Source organism: Bradyrhizobium sp. P5_C12 (assembly GCF_054049735.1).
This window is the reverse complement of the sequence record NZ_JBFULU010000067.1, coordinates 1-24,082: the sequence shown is the minus strand read 5'-3', so window position 1 is coordinate 24,082 and position 24,082 is coordinate 1. Positions and strand designations below refer to the sequence as shown.

General features: G+C 65.2%; 23 protein-coding genes. 13 read left to right on the top strand and 10 right to left on the bottom strand.

Translation table 11 applies throughout. From position 1 onward, the window contains the following. Positions 1 to 131: 131 nt before the first annotated feature. The 3 genes from greA to ACXJMY_RS34695 all read right to left on the bottom strand — a co-directional run bounded on the left by greA (position 132) and on the right by ACXJMY_RS34695 (position 1,754). Positions 132 to 614, bottom strand: coding sequence for a transcription elongation factor GreA (gene greA / locus ACXJMY_RS34705; protein ID WP_456623858.1), 483 nt, complete (start codon positions 612 to 614; stop codon positions 132 to 134). Between the two features lie 95 nt (positions 615 to 709). Next, complete coding sequence (locus ACXJMY_RS34700; RefSeq protein WP_456623857.1) at positions 710 to 1,195, bottom strand: hypothetical protein; 486 nt, start codon at positions 1,193 to 1,195, stop codon at positions 710 to 712. Between the two features lie 220 nt (positions 1,196 to 1,415). After that, positions 1,416 to 1,754 carry a hypothetical protein gene (locus tag ACXJMY_RS34695; protein ID WP_456623856.1) on the bottom strand — a complete coding sequence of 113 codons (339 nt, stop codon included), beginning with the start codon at positions 1,752 to 1,754 and terminating at the stop codon, positions 1,416 to 1,418. 266 nt (positions 1,755 to 2,020) lie between these two features. On the opposite strand from ACXJMY_RS34695, the gene ACXJMY_RS34690 reads away from it, so the two are divergent. After that, the gene (locus ACXJMY_RS34690) at positions 2,021 to 2,254 is read left to right on the top strand and encodes a DUF3551 domain-containing protein (RefSeq protein WP_456623855.1); all 234 of its coding nucleotides are present in this window, start codon (positions 2,021 to 2,023) and stop codon (positions 2,252 to 2,254) included. A gap of 69 nt (positions 2,255 to 2,323) precedes the next feature. On the opposite strand, the gene ACXJMY_RS34685 is transcribed toward ACXJMY_RS34690, so the two are convergent. Together ACXJMY_RS34685 and ACXJMY_RS34680 are read right to left on the bottom strand one after the other, a co-directional pair. After that, complete coding sequence (locus ACXJMY_RS34685) at positions 2,324 to 2,842, bottom strand: hypothetical protein (protein ID WP_456623854.1); 519 nt, start codon at positions 2,840 to 2,842, stop codon at positions 2,324 to 2,326. A gap of 258 nt (positions 2,843 to 3,100) precedes the next feature. After that, on the bottom strand, positions 3,101 to 4,648 hold the full coding sequence (locus ACXJMY_RS34680) for an acetolactate synthase large subunit (RefSeq protein ID WP_456623853.1): 1,548 nt from the start codon (positions 4,646 to 4,648) through the stop codon (positions 3,101 to 3,103). A 259-nt stretch (positions 4,649 to 4,907) separates the two neighbouring features. On the opposite strand from ACXJMY_RS34680, the gene ACXJMY_RS34675 reads away from it, so the two are divergent. Continuing rightward, positions 4,908 to 5,486, top strand: coding sequence for a L,D-transpeptidase (locus ACXJMY_RS34675; RefSeq protein WP_456623852.1), 579 nt, complete (start codon positions 4,908 to 4,910; stop codon positions 5,484 to 5,486). A 285-nt stretch (positions 5,487 to 5,771) separates the two neighbouring features. Next, entirely contained in the window at positions 5,772 to 6,587 is an 816-nt protein-coding gene (locus tag ACXJMY_RS34670; protein ID WP_456623851.1) for a DUF2927 domain-containing protein, read from the top strand. An 80-nt stretch (positions 6,588 to 6,667) separates the two neighbouring features. Here the strand turns inward: ACXJMY_RS34670 and ACXJMY_RS34665 are convergent, their stop codons facing one another. Continuing rightward, positions 6,668 to 7,474 carry a class I SAM-dependent methyltransferase gene (locus ACXJMY_RS34665; protein ID WP_456623850.1) on the bottom strand — a complete coding sequence of 269 codons (807 nt, stop codon included), beginning with the start codon at positions 7,472 to 7,474 and terminating at the stop codon, positions 6,668 to 6,670. A gap of 82 nt (positions 7,475 to 7,556) precedes the next feature. Then, positions 7,557 to 8,684, bottom strand: coding sequence for a threonine synthase (locus tag ACXJMY_RS34660; RefSeq protein ID WP_456623849.1), 1,128 nt, complete (start codon positions 8,682 to 8,684; stop codon positions 7,557 to 7,559). Between the two features lie 312 nt (positions 8,685 to 8,996). Here ACXJMY_RS34660 and ACXJMY_RS34655 point away from each other — a divergent pair, with 312 nt between their 5' ends. Genes ACXJMY_RS34655 through upp form a run of 3 tightly spaced genes read left to right on the top strand, consistent with a single transcriptional unit; the run spans position 8,997 to position 12,179 of the window. Next, positions 8,997 to 10,253, top strand: coding sequence for a GTP cyclohydrolase II (locus tag ACXJMY_RS34655; RefSeq protein WP_456623848.1), 1,257 nt, complete (start codon positions 8,997 to 8,999; stop codon positions 10,251 to 10,253). Between the two features lie 7 nt (positions 10,254 to 10,260). Continuing rightward, positions 10,261 to 11,499, top strand: coding sequence for a URC4/urg3 family protein (locus ACXJMY_RS34650; protein ID WP_456623847.1), 1,239 nt, complete (start codon positions 10,261 to 10,263; stop codon positions 11,497 to 11,499). 50 nt (positions 11,500 to 11,549) lie between these two features. Further along, on the top strand, positions 11,550 to 12,179 hold the full coding sequence (gene upp, locus ACXJMY_RS34645) for a uracil phosphoribosyltransferase (protein ID WP_456623846.1): 630 nt from the start codon (positions 11,550 to 11,552) through the stop codon (positions 12,177 to 12,179). 6 nt (positions 12,180 to 12,185) lie between these two features. Here the strand turns inward: upp and ACXJMY_RS34640 are convergent, their stop codons facing one another. Together ACXJMY_RS34640 and ACXJMY_RS34635 are read right to left on the bottom strand one after the other, a co-directional pair. Continuing rightward, positions 12,186 to 13,310 carry a M48 family metallopeptidase gene (locus ACXJMY_RS34640; RefSeq protein ID WP_456623845.1) on the bottom strand — a complete coding sequence of 375 codons (1,125 nt, stop codon included), beginning with the start codon at positions 13,308 to 13,310 and terminating at the stop codon, positions 12,186 to 12,188. 3 nt (positions 13,311 to 13,313) lie between these two features. Continuing rightward, entirely contained in the window at positions 13,314 to 14,525 is a 1,212-nt protein-coding gene (locus ACXJMY_RS34635; RefSeq protein WP_456623866.1) for a YjgN family protein, read from the bottom strand. 350 nt (positions 14,526 to 14,875) lie between these two features. Here ACXJMY_RS34635 and ACXJMY_RS34630 point away from each other — a divergent pair, with 350 nt between their 5' ends. Then, positions 14,876 to 16,141: a cytochrome P450 gene (locus ACXJMY_RS34630; protein WP_456623844.1), complete on the top strand. Its 1,266-nt coding sequence runs from the start codon at positions 14,876 to 14,878 to the stop codon at positions 16,139 to 16,141. Between the two features lie 208 nt (positions 16,142 to 16,349). Then, positions 16,350 to 17,624: a cytochrome P450 gene (locus ACXJMY_RS34625; RefSeq protein WP_456623843.1), complete on the top strand. Its 1,275-nt coding sequence runs from the start codon at positions 16,350 to 16,352 to the stop codon at positions 17,622 to 17,624. A 230-nt stretch (positions 17,625 to 17,854) separates the two neighbouring features. Here ACXJMY_RS34625 and ACXJMY_RS34620 read toward each other — a convergent pair whose 3' ends face one another. Then, positions 17,855 to 18,775 carry a LysR family transcriptional regulator gene (locus tag ACXJMY_RS34620; RefSeq protein WP_456623842.1) on the bottom strand — a complete coding sequence of 307 codons (921 nt, stop codon included), beginning with the start codon at positions 18,773 to 18,775 and terminating at the stop codon, positions 17,855 to 17,857. A gap of 125 nt (positions 18,776 to 18,900) precedes the next feature. Between ACXJMY_RS34620 and ACXJMY_RS34615 the strand changes: the two genes are divergently transcribed. The 5 genes from ACXJMY_RS34615 to ACXJMY_RS34595 all read left to right on the top strand — a co-directional run. Next, positions 18,901 to 20,082: an acyl-CoA dehydrogenase family protein gene (locus tag ACXJMY_RS34615; protein ID WP_456623841.1), complete on the top strand. Its 1,182-nt coding sequence runs from the start codon at positions 18,901 to 18,903 to the stop codon at positions 20,080 to 20,082. Between the two features lie 10 nt (positions 20,083 to 20,092). Next, on the top strand, positions 20,093 to 21,196 hold the full coding sequence (locus tag ACXJMY_RS34610; RefSeq protein WP_456623840.1) for a CaiB/BaiF CoA transferase family protein: 1,104 nt from the start codon (positions 20,093 to 20,095) through the stop codon (positions 21,194 to 21,196). A 14-nt stretch (positions 21,197 to 21,210) separates the two neighbouring features. Next, a complete protein-coding gene (locus ACXJMY_RS34605; protein ID WP_456623839.1) occupies positions 21,211 to 22,062 on the top strand; it encodes an FAS1-like dehydratase domain-containing protein in 852 nt (283 codons plus the stop codon). Between the two features lie 133 nt (positions 22,063 to 22,195). Next, on the top strand, positions 22,196 to 23,818 hold the full coding sequence (mdlC, locus tag ACXJMY_RS34600; RefSeq protein WP_456623838.1) for a benzoylformate decarboxylase: 1,623 nt from the start codon (positions 22,196 to 22,198) through the stop codon (positions 23,816 to 23,818). A 91-nt stretch (positions 23,819 to 23,909) separates the two neighbouring features. After that, on the top strand, positions 23,910 to 24,082 hold a 173-nt coding region (locus ACXJMY_RS34595), incomplete at its 3' end, for a transposase (protein ID WP_456623835.1).

The window sequence follows — 24,082 nt, the reverse complement described above, 5'->3', positions numbered from 1 at the left end:
TTGACCGCGGAATGATCCGGGAAGCTAGAGCCCCGTTCCGATGGAATCGGAACGGGGCTCTAGCTTCTTGTTTTGACGCGTTTTCTTTACGCGAACCGGTTTCCACTTCGCTGGAAAACGCTCTAGCGCCGCTACGCGATCGCAAGAATCTCGAGTTCCTGGCTGCCCGAACCTGCGACATCGCCGACGACTTTTCCGATCAGCGACCTCGCGACCGGAGCGACAAACGAGATCGATCCGGCCTTTGGATCCGCTTCATCCTCTCCGACGATCCGATAGGTCTGCACGCGGCCATCGGCGCGGCTGAAGGTCACGGTGCAGCCGAAGGCGACCGTCTCGGTCGACGCCGGATGGGGAACAAGCTGCGCCGTGCGCAGCCTTTCGGCGAAGTAGCGAGCATCGCGCAAGGGGACCGCCGACTGCCGGCGCTTTTCGTTGACGTCCTCGATGCGCTGCGCGGCCTCATAGGCCTCACGTGCCTGCCGGAGCTGCAACTGCAACGCCTGCAAGCCCGCTTCCGTCACGAGGTTCGGATGCGGCGAGATCGGGCGATCCGGCAACAGCGTCTCGGACGCGGTTTCGGCGCTCTCTTCTTTGGTAAAGGCGACGCTCAACTCGAAAATCCTGTCGAACTGTTTCGGGTCATGGTGGTGCTCGCCCGCGATCCCCAAGGGATCACGCGCTGGACCACGGCCGGTGATGGCCCGGATTATATCTCAAGTTCGACGAAACGGCGCAGCTTGAAGACGAGATCCGGCAAGGCCTGGCGGAACCGCGTCGCATTCCGGAACGTGGTCGAGAACGGCGCGAAGGTGATCATGGCGTTCCAATGCCGGTAGCCGTAGACCGTGACCGAGGCGCCGGACGCTGGAAAATCATCCATCTTGCGCAACTCACCGAGCACGAGATCGGCAATCACCTCCGCAGGCAGCCGCCGTTTGCCATCCGGTGTCATGACGATTTGAGCGGGCGGCTCGACCGGGTTCGTGGCGGCCGGTGCGGCGTTGGATGCATTCCCGCTCTTGGTCGATGCTGCTTCCTGGATCGGCGCGGCGACCGGCTCAAATCCGCGCGACGGCACGGTCGGCGGACCCTCACTGAGTGGCGGCGGTGCAATATTGTCTGGGCGCTTGTTGCCTCCCAGGATGCCGCTGATCATCGCCACAAGGCCAGCATCCCTCCCATCATCACTCATTACGACCCCCGGATGCTTTGGCCTACTCTAGCACCGTTACGGTCGATCGCCGCAAGAAGTGCGGGTCAGGCCGCACCTGACCAAGTCGCCCAAAACCGATTGATGACGCCAGAGCCCAGTTCCGATGGAATCGGAACGGGGCTCTTGATTGTTGTCTTGACGCGTTTTCTTCACGCAGCGGCGCAGCATCCGATCACGTCGCGCCGTCCCGTGCGATCCATCACCGCTTATCGAACGGAATATATTGCTGGTACTGCTTGGGCACCGAGCTGCGGTAGCGTGCGGGAACGGTGCCGGTGTCGACCGAATGATCGATCTCCTGCTGCCGCGTCATCTTCTTTTTCGCCGGCTTCTTCGACCCGCTCTTCTTGGAGTCGGAGGGCTGGCTGGAGGTGTCGGTGGTTGCGCTCGGCGTCGTTGTCGTCGCAGCCGGCGCGGTGGTCGTGGCGGCCGGAGCCGCGGTGCCGCCGGCGGCCGGCGTGCCCTGCGCCAGCACGAGCGATGTCTGCATGATAAGCGCCAGCGCTGCTGTCGCAGCCAGCAAATATGACTTTTGCATCAGTACCTCCAAAAATGCCTGATCCGAATGCGGCAAAAATAGTCCTGCCGGATCGACGCGGGCAAGTGTCCCAGGATAGGCCGGAACTCCGACGCGAACTGTGGCCGAGATCACAGAGCTGGCCGCGGCTTGCCTCATGATGCGCGCATGTCGAACGCAGCGGCCGCCGCGAACACCAAGACAGACACGAGCAAGTGTCAGACGAGCCCTGGAACACGACGGGCCGACTGATGTTCCTCATCCACTCATTCTCGAAGGAGTCTGAAATGCGCCGCACCATCCTCACGCTCGCATCGCTCGCAGCGCTGATCACCGTAGCATCTCCGCCAGCCCAGGCGCATCCTGCAAACGATCGATATTGCCTGCAGGGCCGCATCTGGGGCTATCCGGGCAATTGCCAGTTCGCGAGCTACCAGCAGTGCCTCGCCACGGCCTCCGGCACCTCGGCGTATTGCGGCATCAATCCGCGCTACGCGTTCTCGCAACAGCGCTATTATTGACCGCGTGGCGGCGCGCGCATGTCGCGCGTGCCGCCGCCCATTCCGGGCGGCCTTGTTGCCGAGGCGGGCTCAATGCGCGGCGCCATGGCCGATCTCCTCCAGCCGCGTTGCGAACCAGCGCGACAGCGGCGGATCGACGATACCGCCGACATAGACCTCTGACGTGGTGACGCGGTCCCTCGCCAGCACCAGCAGCACGCCGACCCAATAGGCGAACCAGACGTGCGGATCGGTCAGCGCCCTCAGCTTGTGCTGGTCGTGCTCCAGCGGCGTGTGATTGCCCGCCTTGCGGATCTCCACACTGAGCAGGTTTTTCGGGATCTCGCGCTGATGCACGACCACGTCGGGGTAGATCGACTTCCCCAGATGATCGTCGGTCGAGATGATGGTGCCGTGCGGCAGGTGCAGCGTGCGCTCGCCGAGCCGGTCGTAGTTGCAATCCACCGCCCAGCCCGGGAACTGCTTCTCCAGATGCACGGCGAAGCGATGCGTGATCGCGCGCTCGCCGATGTCCTTCTCGAACAAGAATCCTTCGTGGGCGTAGAAGTCCCGGAGCGCCGCGACCACCTTGTTCAGCTCGGTCTGCATCGTGCCCCCCGGCCCCATTTCGACCCTTGTGCGTCCCGACCGGTCTCTCGCTCCCTCGCCCCGTTCTTACGGGGAGAGGGTGGGGTGAGGGGGCCGTCTCCGCGAGTTCGGTTGGAATGATAGGTCGAACGCGCGCGGCGTGCGAGTCGGATGGTCCTTTGCCTGGGTCCGCAGCTTGCCTTGCCCCTCACCCGGATTGCTGCGCAATCCGACCTCTCCCCGCAGAAGAGCGGGGAGAGGTGAAGAGATCGGCCAGACTCACATCTGAACTTCGATCAGTCGCGGCCCGGGTTCGGCGACGGCTTCGGCCAGCGCCTTGTTGAACTCGTCGGCATTGGTGACGGCGCGGCCGGGCACGCCCATGCCCTTCGCCAGCGCGACGAAGTCCAGCGTCGGACGGTCGAGCCGCAGCATGTCGTTGGCGCGCTGGCCGGGCTCGCCGGCGCCGACATTGTCGAACTCGCCGCGCAGGATCTGGTAGATGCGGTTGGCGAACACGATGGTGACGATGTTGAGGTTTTCGCGGGCCTGGGTCCACAGCGACTGGATCGTGTACATCGCGCTGCCGTCGCCGACCATCGTGATCACCTTGCGGTCCGGACAGGCGATCGCAGCGCCGATCGACAGCGGCGTGGAGAAGCCGATCGAGCCGCCCATGTTCTGAAGCCAGTCATGCGGGGCGGCCGCCGCGGTCGGCGGGAAGAAGCCGCGGCCGGTGGTCAGGGATTCGTCGACCATGATCGCGTTCTCGGGAATCGCGCATGCGATCGCCTGCGCGATCGAGGCGAAGGTCAGCGCGCCGGTCGGCTTGACCAGCTCAGCCAAGGCCTGCGGCTTGACGTCGTTCGCGCTCGCCTTCACTGCGCCGGCGAGCGCTTCCAGCGCCGCGACCGAATTCTCGCCCCAGGTGGTCATGCGATGCACGTCGCAGCCCTCGGGCTTGAGCATGCTCGGCTTGTTCGGATAGGCGAAGAACGCCACGGGATCATCGGACTCGACCAGCACGATGTGACGGAATTTTGCCAGCATCGGCAGCGCGTTCTCGATCACGTAGTGGATGCGGTCGATCGAGAAGCGGCCGCGGCCGCGCGCCATCTTGGGGCGGAAGGTAGGGCCCATCACGGTGCAGCCGGTCTTGCCGGCGATGCGCTCGGCCAGCGCCAGGCCCTTTTCGCTCAGCGCGCTGCCGGTCATCAGCAGCAGCGTGCCTTCGCCGTCCCCGTGCAGGATTTTTGCGGCCTGCTCGACCGCCTGCGGCGAATAGCTCGCGCGCTGCTGCTCGGCCGGCACCTCGGCGATGCCGTCGGCCTCGTTCCAGGCGGTGTCGGCGGGCAGGATCAGGGTCGCGATCTGCGGCGGCGCGCTTTTGGCGGCGGCAATCGCCGCGGCACCGTCAGCGGCCACCGATTTGGAATCCGGGGAGGTGCGGACCCAGGACGACATCGGCCGGGCCAGGCCCTCGATGTCGGAGGTCAGCGGCGCGTTGTAGCCGATGTGGTAGACCGCATGCTGGCCGACGATGTTGACGATGCCGGAATTCGCCTTCTTGGCGTTGTGCAGATTGGCAAGGCCGTTGGCGAGGCCGGGACCGAGATGCAGCAGGGTCGAGGCCGGGGTCCCCTTCATGCGGAAATAGCCGTCGGCCGCCCCCGTCACCACGCCTTCGAACAGGCCGAGCACGCAGCGCATGCCCGGCACGCGGTCGAGCGCCGCGACAAAATGCATCTCGGAGGTGCCGGGATTGGAGAAGCAGATGTCGACCCCGCCCTTGACCATCGTCCGCACCAGGCTTTCCGCACCGTTCATCCCAAAGCTCCCGCAACCGGCCATTTCCAATGATCCGTCCGATCAATCATTGTTCGCCGCCTCCGTCAAAGCAATAGCGGGCATTGCTGCCCTGCCCGGCATGACGATGCGACGGTTTGGCTAATGCTTTTCGGCAATTTGGCGCGGTTGCAAATTGGTAACGCCAATCGTTAAGCATGACGTCCTCACGGGGCCGTGGCTTGCGGAATGCCCGTAAATATGGCCTCCTTGAATCGATTTTTTTTTGCTGGGGGATACAATGATCCGGTTTTTTGCCGCGCCGATTGCAGCCATCGCACTCCTGTCGGCCACGATGGGCGCCGCGTTCGCCGAAGGGTTCGACACGCGCGACTTCATGGGCTTCGGCCCGAGCTTCTTCCGTGGCGGTTCGAGCCCGATCACCCGCACGACCATCAACTATAACGGGGCCTACGCCCCCGGCACGATCGTGGTGAACACCAGCGAGCGGCGGCTCTATCTGGTGCTCCAGAACGGCCAGGCGCTGAGCTACGGCATCGGCGTCGGCCGTGACGGCTTCCGCTGGGGTGGGGTTCACAGGATCACCGCCAAGAAGGAGTGGCCGGACTGGACGCCGCCGTCGCAGATGCTGGCGCGCCGGCCGGACCTGCCGCGCCACATGAAGGGCGGCATCGAGAATCCGCTCGGCGCGCGCGCCATGTATCTCGGCTCGACCCTCTACCGCATCCACGGCTCGAACGAGCCGGAGACGATCGGCCAGGCGGTATCCTCTGGCTGCTTCCGCATGACCAATGAGGACGTCAGCGACCTCTATGGCCGTGTCTCGGTTGGCACCACGGTAGTGGTGCTGAACAACTGAAGCGCAATTGCCTCCACGCAAGTGGTGTGCTCCCTCTCCCGCTTGCGGGAGAGGGTTGGGGAGAGGGTCTCTCCGCAACGGGACAATCCCCCAGAGGAGAGAACCCTCACCCGCCGCTACGCGGCGACCTCTCCCGTAAGCGGGAGAGGTTGAGGGAGCACGCGGCTCCGGCTGGATCACACGAAGTCTGTCACGCTTTTGCTACAGATGATCGGCGGGAACCCGCAGGGCGCGTGAATTTGCGGTCTTGTGCGCGCGACGCGAATACGGCAGCGTCGGGTGACAATGAGCGCATTGAATCCGCCCGCGCGTGGCCTTCGCATCGCCCTCCTGGCGCTCGCAGCGCTCATAGCCGCGCCTGACACCGCTACCATCGCTGCCGCGGGCGAATTGCCCGCGGTCGCGGCGCGCCAGCGCTCCGAGAAGAAGAGCTTTACCGACGGCGAGATCATCGAGGGCTTTCTGAAGACGGCGTTCGGCGCCGAATATCACCTCGCCGGCCGCGTCGACCGCATCCGCAAGTTCGACGGGCCGGTGCGCGTGTTCGCCGAGAGCGACCGCGCCGACCGCAAGGCGCAGCTCGCCAAGGTCGTGGCCGACATCGGCAAGCGCGTGCAGCATCTCGACATCGCCATGATCGACACCAGCGAGGCCGCCAACGTGCGGGTGAAGCTGGTGCGTGACCGCGATCTGTTTCGCACCATCTCCAGCTTCTACGGCGCCGAGAAGGCGCGCGAGATCCGCACCTCGCTCGATCCGCAATGCCTGTCCGGCTTCCGCAAGAACGACAATTTCGAGATCGAGCATTCCGACGTCATCCTCACCGTCGACAATGGCGATTTCACCTTCCTCGACTGCGCCTATGAGGAGCTCCTGCAATCGCTCGGCCCGATCAACGACACCGCGAGCGTGCCCTGGACCATGTTCAACGACAACGTCTCGATGGGCTATTTCGACGTCTACGACCAATACATCCTCAACCTGCTCTACGATCCCCGCATCAAGCCCGGCATGACCGTGCAGGAGGTCAGGGCGCTGCTGCCCGAAGTCCTCGCGGACGTGCGCGCCTGGGTGAAGCGGGTGAATGACCTGAAGGAGTAGAGGCCGCACGACCGCTGCCTCCTACCCTCCCCTGGAGGGGGCCCCTCCAGGGGAGGGTCAGCAAGGATGCTCTCGCCGCCTCACACCTTCGTCGCTTTCGTCATCAGAAACTGCTGGCGCATGACGTTGTTGGCGGGGTCGAAATATTCCGAGATCAGCGCCTCGAACTCGGCGTGGAAGCTCTTGAGCTTGTCCGGCTCGTCCTTGTACTCGCCGACGAGCTTGATCAAGGGCCCGATCGTCGTTTCCATGGTGCGGCGGAAATGCTGCGGGCTGAGCGCAGACGGCGTCATCATGTCCATCTCGAAGGAGAGATGCTTCACCTTGCCGGCAAGACGCTCGGCGACGATCTTCGGATCGCCCCACAACACCGGCGATGCCACGCCCTCGGGCGGCGGCAAATGGCGCCCGACCAGCGCGAACATCCGTCCGACATAGAGATGCGGCGGCCAGGTGGAGAAGGCGATGGTGCCCCCGGGCTTCAGCACGCGCAGCATCTCGGCAATGGTGACGTCGGGGCGCGGCGCGAACATGTGGCCGAACTGGCTGAGCACCACGTCGAACTCGCTGTCGCCATAGGGCAGGCTTTCGGCGTCGCCATCCTTGAAGTCGACATCGAGGTTGACCAGGCCCGCGTGCTCGCGGGCGCGCGCGATCAGGACCGGCGACAGGTCGAGGCCCCTGACCTTCGCACCACGGCGTGCCGCCGTGATCGCAACGACGCCGGTGCCGCAGCCGACGTCGAGCAGCCGCTGGCCGGCGGCGACGCCGGCAAAGTTCGCGAGCTTGGCCGCAGCCGGTGTCGTGAACACTTCCATCGGCGTGAACAGTGACCAGGCTTCCTTCTGGACTGCCTTGAAACCTGCAAACGGGTCCTGCGCGGTCATGGAACTCTCCCTTCGCTCGAGGTCGATCTTCATGAGGCTGGCAACGGTCGCCGGAGGTTCAACACAGACCGGTTGCATTGCCCTACTGCACGAGATCGGCAACGGTGGTCGCGGCCTTGAGGCCGGTGCCGGTGAGGACCGCGACCGTGGTCTCGTTGGCCTTGATGGCGCCGGCGCCGGAGAGCTTTTCCAGCGCGGCCGCCGCGCTGGCGCTGGTCGGCTCGGCAAACAGGCCCTGCCGTGCAAGGCGGCGCAGGGCGGCGACGATCTCCTCCTCGGTGAGCGCAACGGTGCCGCCGCCGCTCTCGCGCAAGGCGCCGATGATCTCGCGCAGGCGCAGGGGATGCTTGATCGCGGTGCCTTCGGCGATGGTTTTCTGCACCTCGCGCGGCACCGGCGTATCGACGCCGGCCTGAAAGCTCGCATCGATCGGCGAGCAATTTTGTGGCTGCGCCGCGAACAGCCGCGGCAGTTTTGCGATCTGACCGGCTTTCAACAACTCGCGGAAGCCGAAGGCACAGCCGAGCAGGCTGCTGCCGGCGCCGACGGGAACGATGACGTTGTCGGGCGCGCGAAAACCGAGATCCTCCCAGATTTCATAGGCGAGCGACTTGGTGCCCTCGAGGAAGAGCGGCTGCCAGTTGTGACTGGCATAGAAGGTCTGGTTCGACTGGCGGATGGCCTCGGCCTCCGATTCCTCGCGCGGGCCTTCGACGAGTTGCACAATGGCGCCATAGGCGCGCACCTGGGCGATCTTGGCCGGCGATGTGGATGCGGGCGCCAGGATCTTCACGCGCATGCCGCCGGCGGCACCTAACCCCGCCATCGACGAGCCGCCATTGCCTGAAGAATCCTCCAGAATGGCATCGACGCCGATCTGGCGCAGGAACGACAGCATCACCGCGGAACCTCTGTCCTTGAAGCTGCCGGTCGGGTTGAACCATTCGAGCTTGAAGAACGGCCGCAGGTCGCCCCAGTCCTGCGCGACCAGTGGCGTGCAGCCTTCGCCGAGCGTGATCGGATTTGCGATCTCGACCGGCAGCGCCGCCCGGTAGCGCCAGAGCGACCGCGTGCGGCCCTCGATCTCATCGCGCGACATCCCCGCCCCCGGTGTCACCAGAAGCGGCGTGCGCTCGTCCGAGCACCAGCGCGGCTGGTCCAGGGGATAGAGCTTTCCGTTGCGGGGGTCGATGTAACTGGCGGCAGACATGGCGCACTCCGGGACAGGGCCGATCCGGTCGATATGTCTGAATATGCAGGTTTTATCCAGTCACCTGTTTGAAGGAGGTAGAGGCGCCCCCTTCAAAAATTCGAATAATTACATAGATATAGGGTACGTTCTGGCGTCGTTCACTGATCCGGACGGGCACCGGAACGGCCTTTGGCCGCCCCGCACGATTAACTTGTCTGTCGTGGCTGGCCGCTACAATATGTTGGATTGCGTCGCCGGTGTCCGTGCCGGCAGCGTGACTGAGCCAGGCCCGTCCGAGCGGCGGGCCGTTGGCTTTTTGGGAGTTTGGCCATGAGCCGCGCGAACCGTACCGACCACATCCGCCTGACCTCCCATCCGGAGCCGGGCAAAAAGGGCGCCTTTCCGATCCATTGGGGCGCAGCTGACGCGCGCGCCCGCGGGCCGATCATCGGCACGGTGTCGCGCGCGCAGGATCGCAACGTGATCGGCAGCCATGGCGGCTCATATGCGATGTATCGGGCGCTCGCCGTCTCCGCCGGCGCGCTCGATCCGATCCGGCGTCCCGATCTGACCAACACGTTTCCGGCAGCGACCATCGGCCCGTTTGAGCAATGGCGCGATCCCGCAAAAATCGTCGCGCTCGATCCCTGGGGCCATCTGGTCGCCGAGAATTTCGGCAAGGAGATCGCCGAGGGTTCCGACATCAGGCCGAGCATCGCGGTGACGCGTGCGCGGCTCGACCTGCCGGAGATCCGCGAGGCGCTTGCCGCAAAGCGGCTGCGCGCCGACGGCGAGGTCGTGCACGCCAATGGCAGCGTGTCGGTGGTGAAGATCGCGATCGATCCGGTCTGGTACCTGCCGGGCCTCGCGGAGCGCTTCGGCACCAATGAGAACGAGCTGCGGCGCACCCTGTTCGAGCAGACCGCCGGCATGTTCCCGGAGCTGGTGACGCGGCCGGACATGAAGGTGTTCCTGCCGCCGATCGGCGGCACCACCGTCTACATGTTCGGCGACGTGACAAAACTGCCGGACCATCGCACCAAGATCACCTGCCGCGTCCACGACGAATGCAACGGCTCCGACGTGTTCGGCTCCGACATCTGCACCTGCCGGCCCTACCTGATCCACGGCATCGAGGAATCCGCGCGCGGCGCGCAGGAGGGCGGGCTCGGGCTCGTCGTCTACAACCGCAAGGAAGGCCGCGCGCTCGGCGAGGTCACGAAATTCCTGGTCTACAACGCCCGCAAGCGCCAGGAGGACGGCGATGCGGCCGCGGCCTATTTCGAGCGCACCGAATGCGTCGCCGGCGTCCAGGATGCACGTTTCCAGCAACTGATGCCCGACACCATCCACTGGCTGGGCCTGAAGCGCATCGACCGCTTCCTGTCGATGAGCGACATGAAGCATGACGCGCTGACCTCGCAGGGCATCGACATCGTCGAGCGCGTGCCGATCCCGCCGGAGCTCATTCCCGCCGACGCCTATGTCGAGATCGCCGCGAAGAAGGCCGCCGGCTATTACTCGACCGACGTTGCGCCGGAGAAGGACGTGAACGGCGTGGTCGGGCGTTCGCTGGAAAAGTACTGATCGCGTGATGGCGGACGCTTTGGAACGAGAGGCCCGCTCGCTGCTCAGCGCAGCAGCGGTTCGCGCGCGCGCCGGTGAGATGCTTCAGATCGGCCTTGCCGGCGGGCTCAACCATTTCGCTGTTGATCTCGACCGCATGGACGGCGTTGCCGAGGCCGTGCTCGCGGTCACGCGAAAAGCCTATCCGACGCTGGAGATTCCCTTCCATGCGCGCTGGCGGCATTTTGTGCTTGATGGCGTCGACCGCTGGGCGCGGCTTGCGGGCAAGGTCGCGTGGCCGGACCGCGCCGCGCGGGCGCGCGCCGAGTTCGATCTTGCGATCGTCAGCGTGCTGCTCGATGCCGGCGCCGGCGCGGCGTGGCGCTATCGGGACGCGGTGACGGGCGAAGCCATCGGCCGGTCGGAGGGGCTTGCGATCGCCAGCCTCGACATGTTCGCAAGCGGTCTCTTTTCCAGCGGCGCGCACGCGCCTTTCCGGGTCGACGCGGACGTGCTGGCAAAACTGCCGCTCGCCGCGCTCACATCCGCCTTTCAGGTGACGGATGCCAATCCGCTGCTCGGCCTCGAAGGACGCACGGATCTGCTGCGGCGCCTGGGCCGGCTGGTGGCGGAGCGCGCGGCGGTTTTCGGTCTGCACGACACGCCGCGGCCGGGCGGCCTGTTCGATCACATCGCGGCGCAGGCGAACAACGGCACTCTTCCCGCGCCCGCCATCCTGTCGGCGGTGCTGAACCAGCTCGGGCCGATCTGGCCGTCGCGGCTCGAGCTCGCCGGGATTCCGCTCGGCGATTGCTGGCGCCATCCAGCGATCAAGGCCGATGATGCGACCGCCGGCCTCGTCCCCCTGCACAAGCTGTCGCAATGGCTGAGCTATTCGCTGATCGAGCCGCTCCAGCGTGCCGGTTTCGACGTGACCGACATCGACGGCCTGACCGGGCTTGCCGAGTACCGCAATGGCGGCCTGTTCGTCGATCACGAGGTGCTGCGGCTGCGCGATGCCGCCGATGCCGAGCGTGCGCACGCGGTGGACTCGCTGCTCGTCGTGGAGTGGCGCGCGCTGACCGTCGCGTTGCTGGACCGGCTCGCCGAGCTGGTCCGCGCAAAACTCGGCCGCACGCCGGAGTCATTGCCGCTCGCCAGCATTCTCGAAGGCGGCACCTGGGCCGCAGGCCGCGCGATCGCCTTCGCGCGCCGTCCCGATGGTTCGCCGCCGCTCAAGGTGATCAGCGACGGCACGGTTTTCTAATCTATTCATCCGCAGTATTGCGCATCGATGAATTTCAGGAGCACCCGATCATGGAAGGCGTCACGGTCGTCGATCATCCGCTGGTGCAGCACAAGCTGACACTGGTGCGGGACAAGTCCATCTCGACAAAGTCCTTCCGCGAGCTGATCAAGGAGATCGGCATGCTGCTCTGCTACGAGGTGACGCGCGACCTGCCGCTCGCCGACACCGTCATCGAGACGCCGCTGGCGACGATGCACTCGGCCAAGATCGCGGGCAAGAAGCTGGTGTTCGTGCCGATGCTGCGCGCCGGCACGACCTTCGTCGACGGCATGATGGATCTGGTGCCGACCGCGCGCGTCGCACATATCGGGCTCTACCGCGAGCCGCACAGCTTTGCCGCGGTCGAGTATTTCTTCAAATCGCCGTCCGATCTCGGCGAGCGCCTCGCCATCGTGGTGACGCCGGTTGTCGCCACTGCGAATACGGCCGTGGCCGCGATCGACCGGCTGAAGGAGCGCGGCGCCAAGGATATTCGGCTGGCCTGCCTGATCGCCGCTCCGGAAGGACTCGAGCGGCTGCGGGGCTTGCATCCGGACGTGCCGATCTGGACGGCGGCGGTGGATGAAGGCCTCGACGAGAACGGTTTTATCCTGCCGGGCCTTGGCGACGCCGGCGACCGCGCTTACGGGACGCGATAAGCAGGCTCACACCTTCCCGCTGCCGCAGATCCCCTTCAGCGCCTGCCACTCCTTGTCCGTCAGCAGCGGCGGGCCGCTGGCGGGGCGGTCTTCCCTGGTCATGCGGGCGAGGCGGTCCTCGGTCAACGGGTGACTTGCGAGGATGGTGAAGCCGCTTCCGCCTTCCTTGCCGGTGATGCGGAACATCAACTCCGCCGCGGGCTTCGGCGAGCGGCCGAGCTTGTGCATGATCTCGATCGCGAAGGTATCGGCGGCGGTCTCGGCCTCGCGCGAATAGGAGGCCTCGACCACGCTGCGCGAGGCGAAGATCACGGCGGAGGAGCCGGTGACGTCGCCGAACAGCAGACCGATCAGGAACGAGGTGCCGCCGTTGTAGATCAGGCCGCGCATGCTGTCGTAATGCTTGAGATGGCCGAGCTCGTGGGCGAGGATGCCGGCGAGCTCGTCGGGGCTTTCGGCCCTGTCGAGCAGGGCCTTCAGCACGAAGACCTTGCCGCCCGGCAGCGCGAAGGCGTTCGGTATCGAGGACGGCAGCACACCGGCCGTCATGGAATCGTCGTCAAGGCCGGCGGCATCGCGCAGGCGGTTGACCAGCTTGGAAAAGGCCGCCTGACCGGCCGGATCATTGCAGGAGGCGCGCCCGAAAATGGTCTTCACCTGAACCTCGGCAGCATCGCCGATCCGCCGCTCGACCGGTTTCGGCACCAGCGGCGCGAGACGGTCGGCGGCGAGCGGCACGCCGAACAGCACGACGCAGACGATCGAGACGGCGGCGGCCACCGACCAGCCGACGATCTTTGCGACGCCGCGGCGCGTGGTCTGGTGCTCGTCGAGACGTGTGCAACGCGCGACCAGGTCCGCTGCGAGCGAAGCGTCGCGGATCTCGAGCCGTGCCAGTGGCGGCGCGGAGGTACATGCGAGCCGCAAGATGCCGGCGGGGCTGTCGGCACGGCGGATGTCGGGATAGGCCCAGCACGCGATCGTCTGCGCTCCCTCGGCCTCGCCCGCCTCGACGATCTCGAGCGCGTCACCGAGCCTCAGCGTGACCTGCCGCCTGCGGCTCGAAACGCCGTCGAACAGGATCGTCGGCTTTGCGGGCCGGGCCGCCGCCTCGACAGATACGTCGGTCACGACCTAGAATCCTGCGACATCGAGCCCATCGGCAAAGCCTTCGCCAAGCGCGCTGGCGAGCTCGCCGCGACCGCGCACATCCGCCGCCGCGCCAATGTCATGCACCTCGACGGTCTCAAGCACTTTCACCCAGATATCGTGCTGGAGATACATCCGCATGACGACGTTCAGCGCAAGCGCCAGGGCAAGATAGCCGATCACCATCATGGACAGAAGCGGAATACTCCGCGCGAACGCGTCGGGCCCGGCGGGCGCTCCGCCGAAGGCTGCGACCAGCCCGGTCGCGGCGGCGATGTAGAGCCCGAACAGGACGCTCAGCAGCATCCACCAGCCGATCACTTTCCAGTAGACGCCGTAGAACGCGTTGGTCGGCAAATTCGAGGAGACGTTCACGCCGCCGATGCGGATGCCGTCGAGCCACCAGCGCCACTCGCGCGCCTTGAACTGGGCATAGAAGAACGGGGCAAGCGGGAAGATGACCAGCGCGATCGGGCTCAGCAGCCACAGCCACCAGCCGCGCTTGAAGAACGTCCAGCCGTCGCCTGCGAAATCGCCGCGCAGATCGCCGAAATGGGTGTGCTGCATCTTGTAGCGTTCGAGCGAAGCCTCGCGCCAGGGCAGCGCCAGACCGAGGGTCAGGAACACCAGCAGGCCCCACAGCATGGCGCGGAACGAATAGGCCCAGCCCGACCCGTCCATCCAGAACCGCACGCCGCGCCAGACCGTGCGCGTCAGCCGGTAGCGCCGCGCGCGATAGATCGCGAACTGGCCGAAGGCGTAGAAGCTGATGAACAGCGGCGTCGAGGCAAAACCCTGCCAGCGCTCGAACTCGATGCCGATCAGGAAATAGGCGAGATAGATCGGCACCAGGATCGCGAGCGCGAACAGGAAGCCGATCAGGAGCTCCTTGCCGCGCCCGGTATATTCGGCGGCATCGCCGTCGATCGCGGTGTTCGACCAGAGATGACGGCGGATGTCGGTCACCAGCCAGAAGCGGTAGAAGCCGAAGGTGACCAGCTCGAGCATGGCCCCCTTGGTGACCATCTTGCGGAACTCGCTGCGGTCACCGGAGAAGTCGACCCGCGTGGGCGGCAGCGGCGGCGGTACTGGTTGGGGCGGGCCGATAGGAGCCCATTGCAAATCGTTCACGGCAGCAACCTCGGGATGCGGACCTGGTCCGCTCAAACTATAGATCAGAGGTTGGTCGATCCCCAAGATCGCCGGGTTCGATTTTCCCTCGGTTTCGAGCGATTTCTGGCATGATTTCAGGTCGAGCGGCGTGCGACAGGTCACGCTTCGTAACCCGGATGGAGCCAACGGGTCGGCGCGAAGCGCCGCCCGATGACAGGCTCCGCGCAATCCGGGACAGCGCCAATGGCGGCCCGAATCCCGGATTGCGCTTCGCTCCATCCGGGCTACGCACCTACGCCCCCTACCTCTCGCAAAGGTTGGATGTGGCAAAACTCTCCCTTGCTCCGGCGCAGACAACGGGTTGTAATTGCAAATCAAATACCGCAGCGCAGAATTCATAAAAAAGCGCGCGGTTCACGTCAGGGAGAGCGGTCATGCACGGGACCATCGAAAGCGCGGCAAAGCTCGACGCATTGCGCGCGCGCGCCTCATCACTGCCGCTTGAACAGTTCGATCCGGGYGATCCCGAATTGTTCAGGACCGATACGTTCTGGCCCTATTTCGATCGCCTGCGCCGGGAAGATCCCGTGCACTATTGCAAGGACTCGATGTTCGGGCCGTACTGGTCGGTGACGCGCTACAACGACATCATGGAGATCGAGACCAACCATTCGGTGTTCTCCTCGGCCTCCGCGCTCGGCGGCATCACCATCCGCGACATCGATCCCGACCTGCGCCGCGAGAGCTTCATCTCGATGGACCCGCCGCGCCACGCGGCGCAACGCAAGACCGTGGCGCCGATGTTCACGCCGACGCATCTGGACAATCTCGCGCTCAGCATCCGCGAGCGCTCGGCCGAGTGCCTGGACAACCTGCCGCGCGGCGAAGTGTTCGACTGGGTCGATCGCGTCTCGATCGAGCTCACCACGCAGATGCTCGCGGTGCTGTTCGATTTCCCCTGGGAGGACCGCCGCAAGTTGACGCGCTGGTCGGACATCGCCACCACCATTCCCGGTCCCGACGGCCTCGTCGCCACCGAAGACGAGCGGCAGGCCGAATTGACGGAATGCGCCGGCTATTTCGCGCGCCTCTGGAAGGAGCGCATCGAGCAGCCGCCGAAGAGCGACCTGCTCTCGATGATGGCGCATGGGGCTGCGACGCGCGACATGGATGCCAGGAACTTCCTCGGCAATCTCATCCTGCTGATCGTCGGCGGCAACGACACCACCCGCAACACCATGTCGGGCTCGATCTACGCGCTGAGCCAGCATCCGGAACAGTACCGCAAGCTGCGCGAAAACCCTGCTTTGCTCGACAGCTTCGTGCCGGAGGTGATCCGCTGGCAGACGCCACTGGCGCATATGCGCCGCACCGCACTCGCCGACTTCGAGTTCCGGGGCAAGCAGATCAAGAAAGGTGACAAGGTTGTGATGTGGTACGTCTCGGGCAACCGCGACGAAGGCGCGATCGAAAAGCCCTACGATTTCATCATCGACCGCGCCCGGCCGCGCACGCATCTCTCGTTCGGCTTCGGCATTCACCGCTGCGTCGGCTTGCGGCTTGCCGAATTGCAGCTCAAGATTATCTGGGAAGAGATTCTCAAGCGGTTCGATCATATCGACGTGGTCGGCGAACCAAAGCGGGTCTATTCGAGTTTCGTGAAGGGACTTGAAACCTTGCCGGTGAAAATTGCGGCGTGAGGCGTGACATGCGCCGGTGCTTCCCTCCCTCGCCCCGCTTGCGGGGAGAGGGTGGGGTGAGGGGGAGTCTCCACGGGGACGGTGACAGCCGAATCGTGGAGAGTCCCCCTCACCCGGATCGCATCTAACGATGCGATCCGACCTCTCCCCGCAAGCGGGGCGAGGTGAAGTGCGTCCGGCGCCCCGATTCAAACACTGGAGCTATCACATGAACATTCAGACTCCGGTCAAAACCGACAAGGCCGAACGCATGCGCAGGGCCCGCGAGGAGGCTTATGCGACGCCGCTTTCGCAATTCCATCCCGGCGCGCCCCGGCTGTTCCAGGACGACACGCTGTGGCCTTGGTTCGAGCGGCTGCGCAAGGAAGAGCCGGTGCATTACTGCACCAATGCGCCGATCGAGCCCTACTGGTCGGTGGTGAAATACAACGACATCATGCATGTCGACACCAATCACGGCACCTTCTCCTCCGACTCGACGCTCGGCGGCATCGGGATCCGCGACGTGCCGCAGGGCTATGACTGGCCGAGCTTCATTGCCATGGACCAGCCGCAGCATTCGGCGCAGCGCAAGACCGTGTCGCCGATGTTCACGCCAACCCATCTGGACGAACTCGCAAAACTGATCCGCCAGCGCTCGCAGACCGTGCTGGACAATCTGCCGCGCAATGAGACCTTCAACTTCGTCGAGCGCGTCTCGATCGAATTGACGACACAGATGCTCGCGACCCTGTTCGACTTCCCCTGGGAAGAGCGTCGCAAGCTGACGCGCTGGTCGGACGTCGCGACCGCGCTGCCCAAGAGCGGCATCGTTGCGTCGGCCGAGGAGCGCCGCCGCGAGATGGACGAGTGCTACGCCTACATGTCCAGGCTGTGGAACGAGCGCGTCAATTCCGCGCCGCGCAACGACCTGCTGTCGCTGATGGCCCATAGCGACGCCACCCGCTTCATGGACCCCGACAACCTCATGGGCAACATCATCCTGCTCATCGTCGGCGGCAACGACACCACCCGCAACACCATGACCGGCTCGGTGCTGGCGCTGAACGAGAACCCGGACCAGTACGAGAAGCTGCGGAACAATCCGGCGCTGATCGACACCATGGTGCCGGAGGTGATCCGCTGGCAGACGCCGCTCGCCCATATGCGGCGCACCGCGCTCCAGGACACCGAGATCGGCGGCAAGCACATCAAGAAGGGCGACCGCGTCGTGATGTGGTACGTTTCCGGCAACCGCGACGAGGAGGTGATCGACCGGCCCGAGGAGTTCATCATCGACCGTCCGCGGCCGCGCACCCATCTCTCCTTCGGCTTCGGCATCCACCGCTGCGTCGGCATGCGGCTCGCCGAGCTCCAGCTCAAGATCGTCTGGGAAGAGATGCTCAAGCGCTTCGACCGCATCGATGTGGTCGGCGAACCGAAGCGGATCTATTCCAGCTTCATCAAGGGATATGAGTCGTTGCCGGTAAGGATTCCGGGCTGAGCCCTATCCTCCGTCATTGCGAGCGCAGCGAAGCAATCCAGAGATCTATCCGCTGAGGCAGTCTGGATTGCTTCGCTGCGCTCGCAATGACGAGGTTCTGGATGCAGATACGGGCCACACTCGCAGTGATGAGCGCGGCGACACCCCAGCTATAAAATTCCGGCATGACAGCTCGCACAACATGTGATGGGCCGCACGCGCCCTTCTGTCCTAAACCGCCTTGAAAGCATCTAACTCAGCTTGATGTCCCAGACGCCTTCCTTGCGGCAGGCGGCGACCTCGTCGCGCAGCAGGGCGGTGATGGCGAGCGAGGCCGTCGAGGCCGGGCGGTCGATCGGAGAAGCGAAAATGAGCTCGCGCGTCATCGGCTTCGAGACGACAGCGGTTTCAAGCCGCCCGTCCGCGACCTCGCCATGCACCGACGAGGGCGGCAGCAACGCGAAGCCAAGCCCCTCCTCGACCAGGTTGGTCAGCACGCGGAACGAATCCGCCTCGAGCTGGACGTTGAGCTTGATCTTGCGCTGGGCGGCCGCATGCTCGATCAGCGCGCGGAGGCCGTGCGAATGACTGGGCAACACCAGCCGCTGCCGCAGCAGCCAGCCGATGTCGACGCTCTTCTTGCGCGCCAGGCCGCAGCCGCGCGGGCCGACCGCGACGATGTTGTCGCGGCCGAGGCTTTGCACGTTGAGATGCAGATCGGCCGAGCGGCCGTAGAGGATGGCGAGATCCATCTCGCCACGATGCAGCCATTCGACGAGATGGCCGCTGTAGCTCTCGACGATGCGCAGCGAGATACCCGGAAATTTTTCGACGCAGCGCCGCGCGAAACGCGCCGACAGCACGCAGCTCACGGTCGGAACCAGGCCGAGCACCACCTGGCCGGACGGCGGTCCCTTGGCCGACTGGATGTCGTCGCGGATCTGGTCGATCTGGCGCACGATGCCGGAGGTGCGTGCCAGCAACAGGCGGCCGGCCTCGGTCAGCACCATGCCGCGGCCGTTGCGCGTGAACAGGTCGACGCGCAGCTCGTGTTCCAGAAGCTTGATCTGCCGGCTCAGCGCCGGCTGCGCCACGCGCAGCGTGTCGGAGGCCTTCGAAAGGCTGCCGAGCTCCGCCACACAACTGAAGGTCCTGAGCTGCCGGAAATCCATGCTTGCCAATCCTGGAAGGCTACTCCATACGCTATAGCAAATGAGCATAGGGGGATGGCGTTGTTTTCACAACGCCAGGGGATTGGCCGGCGTTATCTTAACTGCCGCTACGAACGGGAAACGCCATGAGCCAAGAAAAGCAAGACGAGCACCACACCGAAGATCACGCCGACATCCGCGAAGCCGTCGCAAAGCTCTGCGCGCAGTTTCCCGGCGAATATTGGCGCAAGCTCGATCGCGAGATGGCCTATCCCAAGGCCTTCGTCGATGCGCTGACCGAGGCCGGCTATCTCTCGGTGCTGATCCCCGAGGAATATGGCGGCGCGGGCCTGAAGCTTTCCGCCGCGGCGGCGATCCTCGAAGAGATCCAGCGCGCAGGCTGCAATGGCGGCGGCTGCCACGCCCAGATGTACACGATGGGCACCGTGCTGCGGCACGGCAATGCCGAGCAGAAGGCAAAGTATCTGCCGAAGGTCGCGAGCGGCGAACTGCGCCTGCAAGCCTTCGGCGTCACCGAGCCGACCAGCGGCACCGACACGACCTCGCTGAAGACGTTCGCGCGCAAGGACGGCAATGCCGGCTACATCGTCAACGGCCAGAAGATCTGGACCAGCCGCGCCGAGCATTCCGACCTGATGATCCTGCTGGCGCGCACCACGCCGAAAGATCAGGTCAAGAAGCGCACCGACGGTCTCTCGGTGTTCATCGTCGACATGCGTGAGGCCAAGGGCAAGGGCCTGGAGATCCGCCCGATCCGCACCATGATGAACCACGCCACCACCGAAGTGTTCTTTACCGACATGAAGGTGCCGGCGGAGAATTTGATCGGCGAGGAGGGCAAGGGGTTTCGCTACATCCTCTCCGGCATGAACGCCGAGCGCATCCTGATCGCGGCGGAATGCGTCGGCGACGCCAAGTGGTTCATCGCCAAGGCGTCGAACTACGCCAAGGAGCGCGCGGTGTTCGGCCGGCCGATCGGTCAGAATCAAGGCATCCAGTTCCCGATCGCCAAGGCCTATGCTGCGATGCGCGCGGCCGAGCTGATGGTGAAGGAGGCGACGCGCAAATACGAGGCCGGGCTCGACTGCGGCGCGGAAGCCAACATGGCAAAAATGCTGGCGGCGGATGCGTCCTGGGAAGCGGCAAATGCCTGCGTTCAGACCCATGGCGGCTTCGGCTTCGCCGAGGAATACGACGTCGAGCGAAAATTCCGCGAGACGCGGCTCTACCAGGTGGCGCCGATCTCGACCAACCTGGTGCTGTCCTTCATCGCCGAGCACGTGCTCGGCATGCCCCGCTCGTACTGAGGCAGCAATCATGGGAGCATTGGACGGGATCAGGGTGATCGCGGTCGAGCAGGCGGTCGCCGCGCCGTTCTGCTCGTCGCGGCTGGCGGACGCCGGCGCCGAGGTGATCAAGATCGAGCGGCCCGAGGGCGATTTCGCCCGCGGCTATGACGCGGCGGCCAAGGGCCAGAGCAGCTACTTCGTCTGGCTCAACCGCGGCAAGCAATCGGCGGTGGTCGATCTCGCCACCAAGGAGGGCCGCGCCGAACTGGAGAAACTGATCGCCAGCGCCGACGTGCTGGTGCAGAACCTCAAGCCCGGCTCGATGGACAAGCTCGGCTTTTCGCGCGAGCGCCTGCTGAAGGACTATCCCAAGCTGATCTCCTGCACCATCACCGGCTATGGCGACGAAGGCCCCTACGCGCACCGCAAGGCCTATGATCTGCTGATCCAGGCCGAGAGCGGGCTGGCATCGATCACCGGCAATCCAGACGGCGCCTCGCGGGTCGGCATGTCGATCGTCGACGTCGCGACCGGCGCCACCGCGCATGCCGCGATCCTGGAGGCGCTGATCGCGCGCGGGCGCACCGGCAAGGGCTGTGACATCCGCATCTCCATGTTCGATGTGATGGCGGACTGGTGCACCGTGCCGCTGCTCAACTCGGAAGCCGGCAATCCGCCGAAGCGCATGGGTCTCCGCCATCCCTCGATCGCGCCCTATGGCGTGTTCACGTCGAAGGACGGCAAGGACATTTTGATCTCGATCCAGAGCGAGCGCGAGTGGAAGACGCTGTGCGCCGAGGTGCTGGACCAGCCCGATCTGCCGAGCGATCCGCGCGTCGCCAACATGGTCGAGCGCGTGCGCAACCGCGACTTCACCGACAAGACGGTGGCCGACGCCTTTGCCAAGATGACGCGCGACGAGCTGTTGAAGCGGTTGTCCGATGCCGACATCGCGTTTGCCGAGGTCAACACCATGGCCGACCTCACCAACCATCCGCATCTGCGCCGCATCGAGGTCGACACGCCGAACGGCCGCGTCAGCTATCCCGCGCCGGCGCCGATCGTCGTCGGCGAGACCCGCGCTTACGGCGCCGTGCCCGGCATCGGCGAACGGCCCCAATCGAAGACATAACAGAGCGAGGCGTCATGACCGGGAAGCTCGACATCGATCATCTGCGGCAATGGATCGGCCGCAGCACGGAGGCCACCGACATCGTCACCGCGCAACTCGTGAAGGGTTTGCGCGCGACTCTGTTCCAGGAGGTCGGCGAACCCACGAAGGGTGATGCCGCGCCGTTCACGGTGCATTGGTGCCTGGCGCAGCCGGTGTTTCCGATGTCGATGCTCGGCCCCGACGGCCACCCGACCCGTGGCGGCTTCCTGCCGCCGGTGCCGCTGCCGCGCCGGATGTGGGCGGGCGGCGAGATCGAATTCATCGAACCCTTGTGCGTCGGCGATGAATCGACGCGCACCTCGCGCATTGCCGACGTCACGGTGAAGACGGGATCGACCGGCACGCTGTGCTTCGTCGCGGTCGAGCACACCGTGACCTCGCCGCGCGGTATCGCGCTTCGCGAGCGGCAGGACATCGTCTATCGCGAGATGACGACCACGCCCGCGGCCCCAGCCAAGGCCCCGCCTCCGCCACCGAAAGCGCAGCACCGCGAGACGCATGTCTCCGATCCGGTGCTGCTGTTCCGCTATTCCGCGCTGACCTTCAACGGCCACCGCATCCACTATGATCGCGACTATGTCACCAAGGTCGAGGGCTATCCGGGCCTGATCTTCCACGGCCCGTTGCAGGCGGCGCTCATCATCGAGATGGCCGCGAAGCTGCGCGGCGGCAAGCCGCCGAAGAAATTTTCGTATCGCGGGCTTCAGCCGTTGTTCGAAGGCAGCGAGTTTTCCATCAACGCCAATGACGGCGGCGAGAGCATCGAGCTGTGGACCGCGAACGCGGAAGGGCAGCCGACCATGAAGGGCACGGCGGTGTGGTGATGTTCGTCATTCCGGGGCATCGCGTAGCGATGAACTATGGTGCGCAATTGCGCACCTGAGAATCTCGAGATTCCGGGTTCGCTTCGCGCCCCGGAATGACGAGCCAAACAATAAGCATTCGGGAACGGAAACCATGTCCAAGAACGGCAAGAGCGGCAGCAAATCCGTCACCGTCAAGCAGGCGACGCTCGACCTGCTGCGCGCCTTCGGCATCAGACGCGTCTTCGGCAATCCCGGCTCGACCGAGCTGCCGTTCCTCAGCGACTGGCCCGGCGACATCGACTACGTGCTGGCGTTGCAGGAAGCCTCCGCGGTCGGCATGGCCGACGGCTACGCGCAGGCGACGCGCAATGCCGGCTTCGTCAATCTGCATTCGGCGGCCGGCGTCGGCAACGCGCTCGGCAACATCTACACCGCGCACCGCAACCAGACCCCGTTGGTGATCACCGCGGGCCAGCAGGCGCGCTCGATCCTGCCGCTCCAGGCATTCCTCTATGCCGAGCGCGCGTCGGAGTTTCCGCGGCCCTATGTGAAGTACAGCGTCGAGCCGGCGCGGCCCGAGGATGTGCCGGCCGCGATTGCGCGTGCCTATTACACCGCGATGCAGCCGCCATGCGGGCCGACCTTCGTGTCGATCCCGATCGATGACTGGGCGCATGCCACGGCGCCGATCGAGGCGCGCAAGGTCAGCCGCGAGATCGGACCCGAGCCGGAAGCAATGAAGGCGCTGGTCGCGGCGTTCGGTTCAGCAAAACACCCTGCTCTCGTCGTCGGCCCCGGTGTCGACCGCGCCGGCGCGGKCGAGCTGATGGTGAAAGTGGCGGAGAAGGCGAAGGCGTCCGTCTGGGTCAGCCCGTTCTCGGCGCGCTGCTCGTTCCCCGAGCGGCATCCGCAGTTCGCGGGCTTCCTGCACGCCTCGCCCGCGCAGCTCTCCGATGCATTACGCGAGCACGATCTCGTCGTGGTCATCGGCGCACCGGTGTTTACCTTCCATGTCGAGGGGCATGCCGCGATCTTCGACGGCGGCGCGACGATCTTCCAGATCACCGACGACCCCGATGCCGCCACGGTGACACCGGCCGGCACCAGCATCATCGCGACGATGAAGCCGGCGCTTGGCCTGCTGCTCGATCTCCTGCCGGAGAGCAGGCGCGCCACGCCAAAGGGCCGCACGCTGCCGCCGGCGCCGCAGGCCGGCGATCCGCTGCCGGTCGAATTCCTGCTGCATTCGCTGTCGCTGGCCATGCCGGATGGCAGCTCGCTGGTCGAGGAAGCGCCCTCGCACCGGCCGGCAATGCAAAAATTCATGCCGATGCGCGGCCAGGACAGTTTTTACACCATGGCGAGCGGCGGCCTCGGCTACTCCCTGCCCGCCGCGGTCGGCATGGCGCTCGGCAAGCCAAAGCAACGCACGGTCTGCCTGATCGGCGACGGCTCGGCGATGTATTCGATCCAGGCGCTGTGGACCGCCGCGCAGCGCAAGCTGCCGCTCACCATCGTCGTCATCAACAATTCCGGCTACGGCGCGATGCGCTCGTTCAGCCAGGTGATGCAAGTGCGAAACGTGCCCGGGCTGGAATTGCCGGGGATCGATTTCGTCAGGCTCGCCGAAGGCATGGGCTGCGATGCGGTGCGGGTGACGAAGGCGGTGGAACTGGGCGGAGCGTTACAGCGCGCGATGACGTTCGAAGGCACGAGCCTGGTCGAGGTGGTGGTGGATTCGGCGGTGCCGCTGCTTTACGCGCAGAAGCATTGATGCTGTCGTCCCGGCCTAGGGTCTGTACTCAATAGGGATTCCATCTGAAATTAGTTTGTGATTCAAGCATCTCAGCGGAAGGGAGGCTTGAATGGCAAAGCAGGTCTACTGGCTCAGCGATGCGGAATGGCGGCGGGTTGAGCCGTTGTTGCCGCGAGGGCGCAAGGGAGCCCATCGGGTCGATGATCGACGCGTGATCAGCGGCATCGTGCACATGCTGAAATCTGGCTCGCGCTGGCGCGATTGCCCGGAAGTCTATGGCCC

Bases quoted from the DNA above. Each gene is read 5' to 3' on its own strand.
- ACXJMY_RS34700 (WP_456623857.1), bottom strand. From the start codon at position 1,195: ATGAGTGATGATGGGAGGGATGCTGGCCTTGTGGCGATGATCAGCGGC.
- ACXJMY_RS34695 (WP_456623856.1), bottom strand. From the start codon at position 1,754: ATGCAAAAGTCATATTTGCTGGCTGCGACAGCAGCGCTGGCGCTTATC.
- ACXJMY_RS34690 (WP_456623855.1), top strand. From the start codon at position 2,021: ATGCGCCGCACCATCCTCACGCTCGCATCGCTCGCAGCGCTGATCACC.
- ACXJMY_RS34685 (WP_456623854.1), bottom strand. From the start codon at position 2,842: ATGCAGACCGAGCTGAACAAGGTGGTCGCGGCGCTCCGGGACTTCTAC.
- ACXJMY_RS34680 (WP_456623853.1), bottom strand. From the start codon at position 4,648: ATGAACGGTGCGGAAAGCCTGGTGCGGACGATGGTCAAGGGCGGGGTC.
- ACXJMY_RS34675 (WP_456623852.1), top strand. From the start codon at position 4,908: ATGATCCGGTTTTTTGCCGCGCCGATTGCAGCCATCGCACTCCTGTCG.
- ACXJMY_RS34670 (WP_456623851.1), top strand. From the start codon at position 5,772: ATGAGCGCATTGAATCCGCCCGCGCGTGGCCTTCGCATCGCCCTCCTG.
- ACXJMY_RS34665 (WP_456623850.1), bottom strand. From the start codon at position 7,474: ATGACCGCGCAGGACCCGTTTGCAGGTTTCAAGGCAGTCCAGAAGGAA.
- ACXJMY_RS34660 (WP_456623849.1), bottom strand. From the start codon at position 8,684: ATGTCTGCCGCCAGTTACATCGACCCCCGCAACGGAAAGCTCTATCCC.
- ACXJMY_RS34655 (WP_456623848.1), top strand. From the start codon at position 8,997: ATGAGCCGCGCGAACCGTACCGACCACATCCGCCTGACCTCCCATCCG.
- ACXJMY_RS34650 (WP_456623847.1), top strand. From the start codon at position 10,261: ATGGCGGACGCTTTGGAACGAGAGGCCCGCTCGCTGCTCAGCGCAGCA.
- upp (WP_456623846.1), top strand. From the start codon at position 11,550: ATGGAAGGCGTCACGGTCGTCGATCATCCGCTGGTGCAGCACAAGCTG.
- ACXJMY_RS34625 (WP_456623843.1), top strand. From the start codon at position 16,350: ATGAACATTCAGACTCCGGTCAAAACCGACAAGGCCGAACGCATGCGC.
- ACXJMY_RS34620 (WP_456623842.1), bottom strand. From the start codon at position 18,775: ATGGATTTCCGGCAGCTCAGGACCTTCAGTTGTGTGGCGGAGCTCGGC.
- ACXJMY_RS34615 (WP_456623841.1), top strand. From the start codon at position 18,901: ATGAGCCAAGAAAAGCAAGACGAGCACCACACCGAAGATCACGCCGAC.
- ACXJMY_RS34610 (WP_456623840.1), top strand. From the start codon at position 20,093: ATGGGAGCATTGGACGGGATCAGGGTGATCGCGGTCGAGCAGGCGGTC.
- ACXJMY_RS34605 (WP_456623839.1), top strand. From the start codon at position 21,211: ATGACCGGGAAGCTCGACATCGATCATCTGCGGCAATGGATCGGCCGC.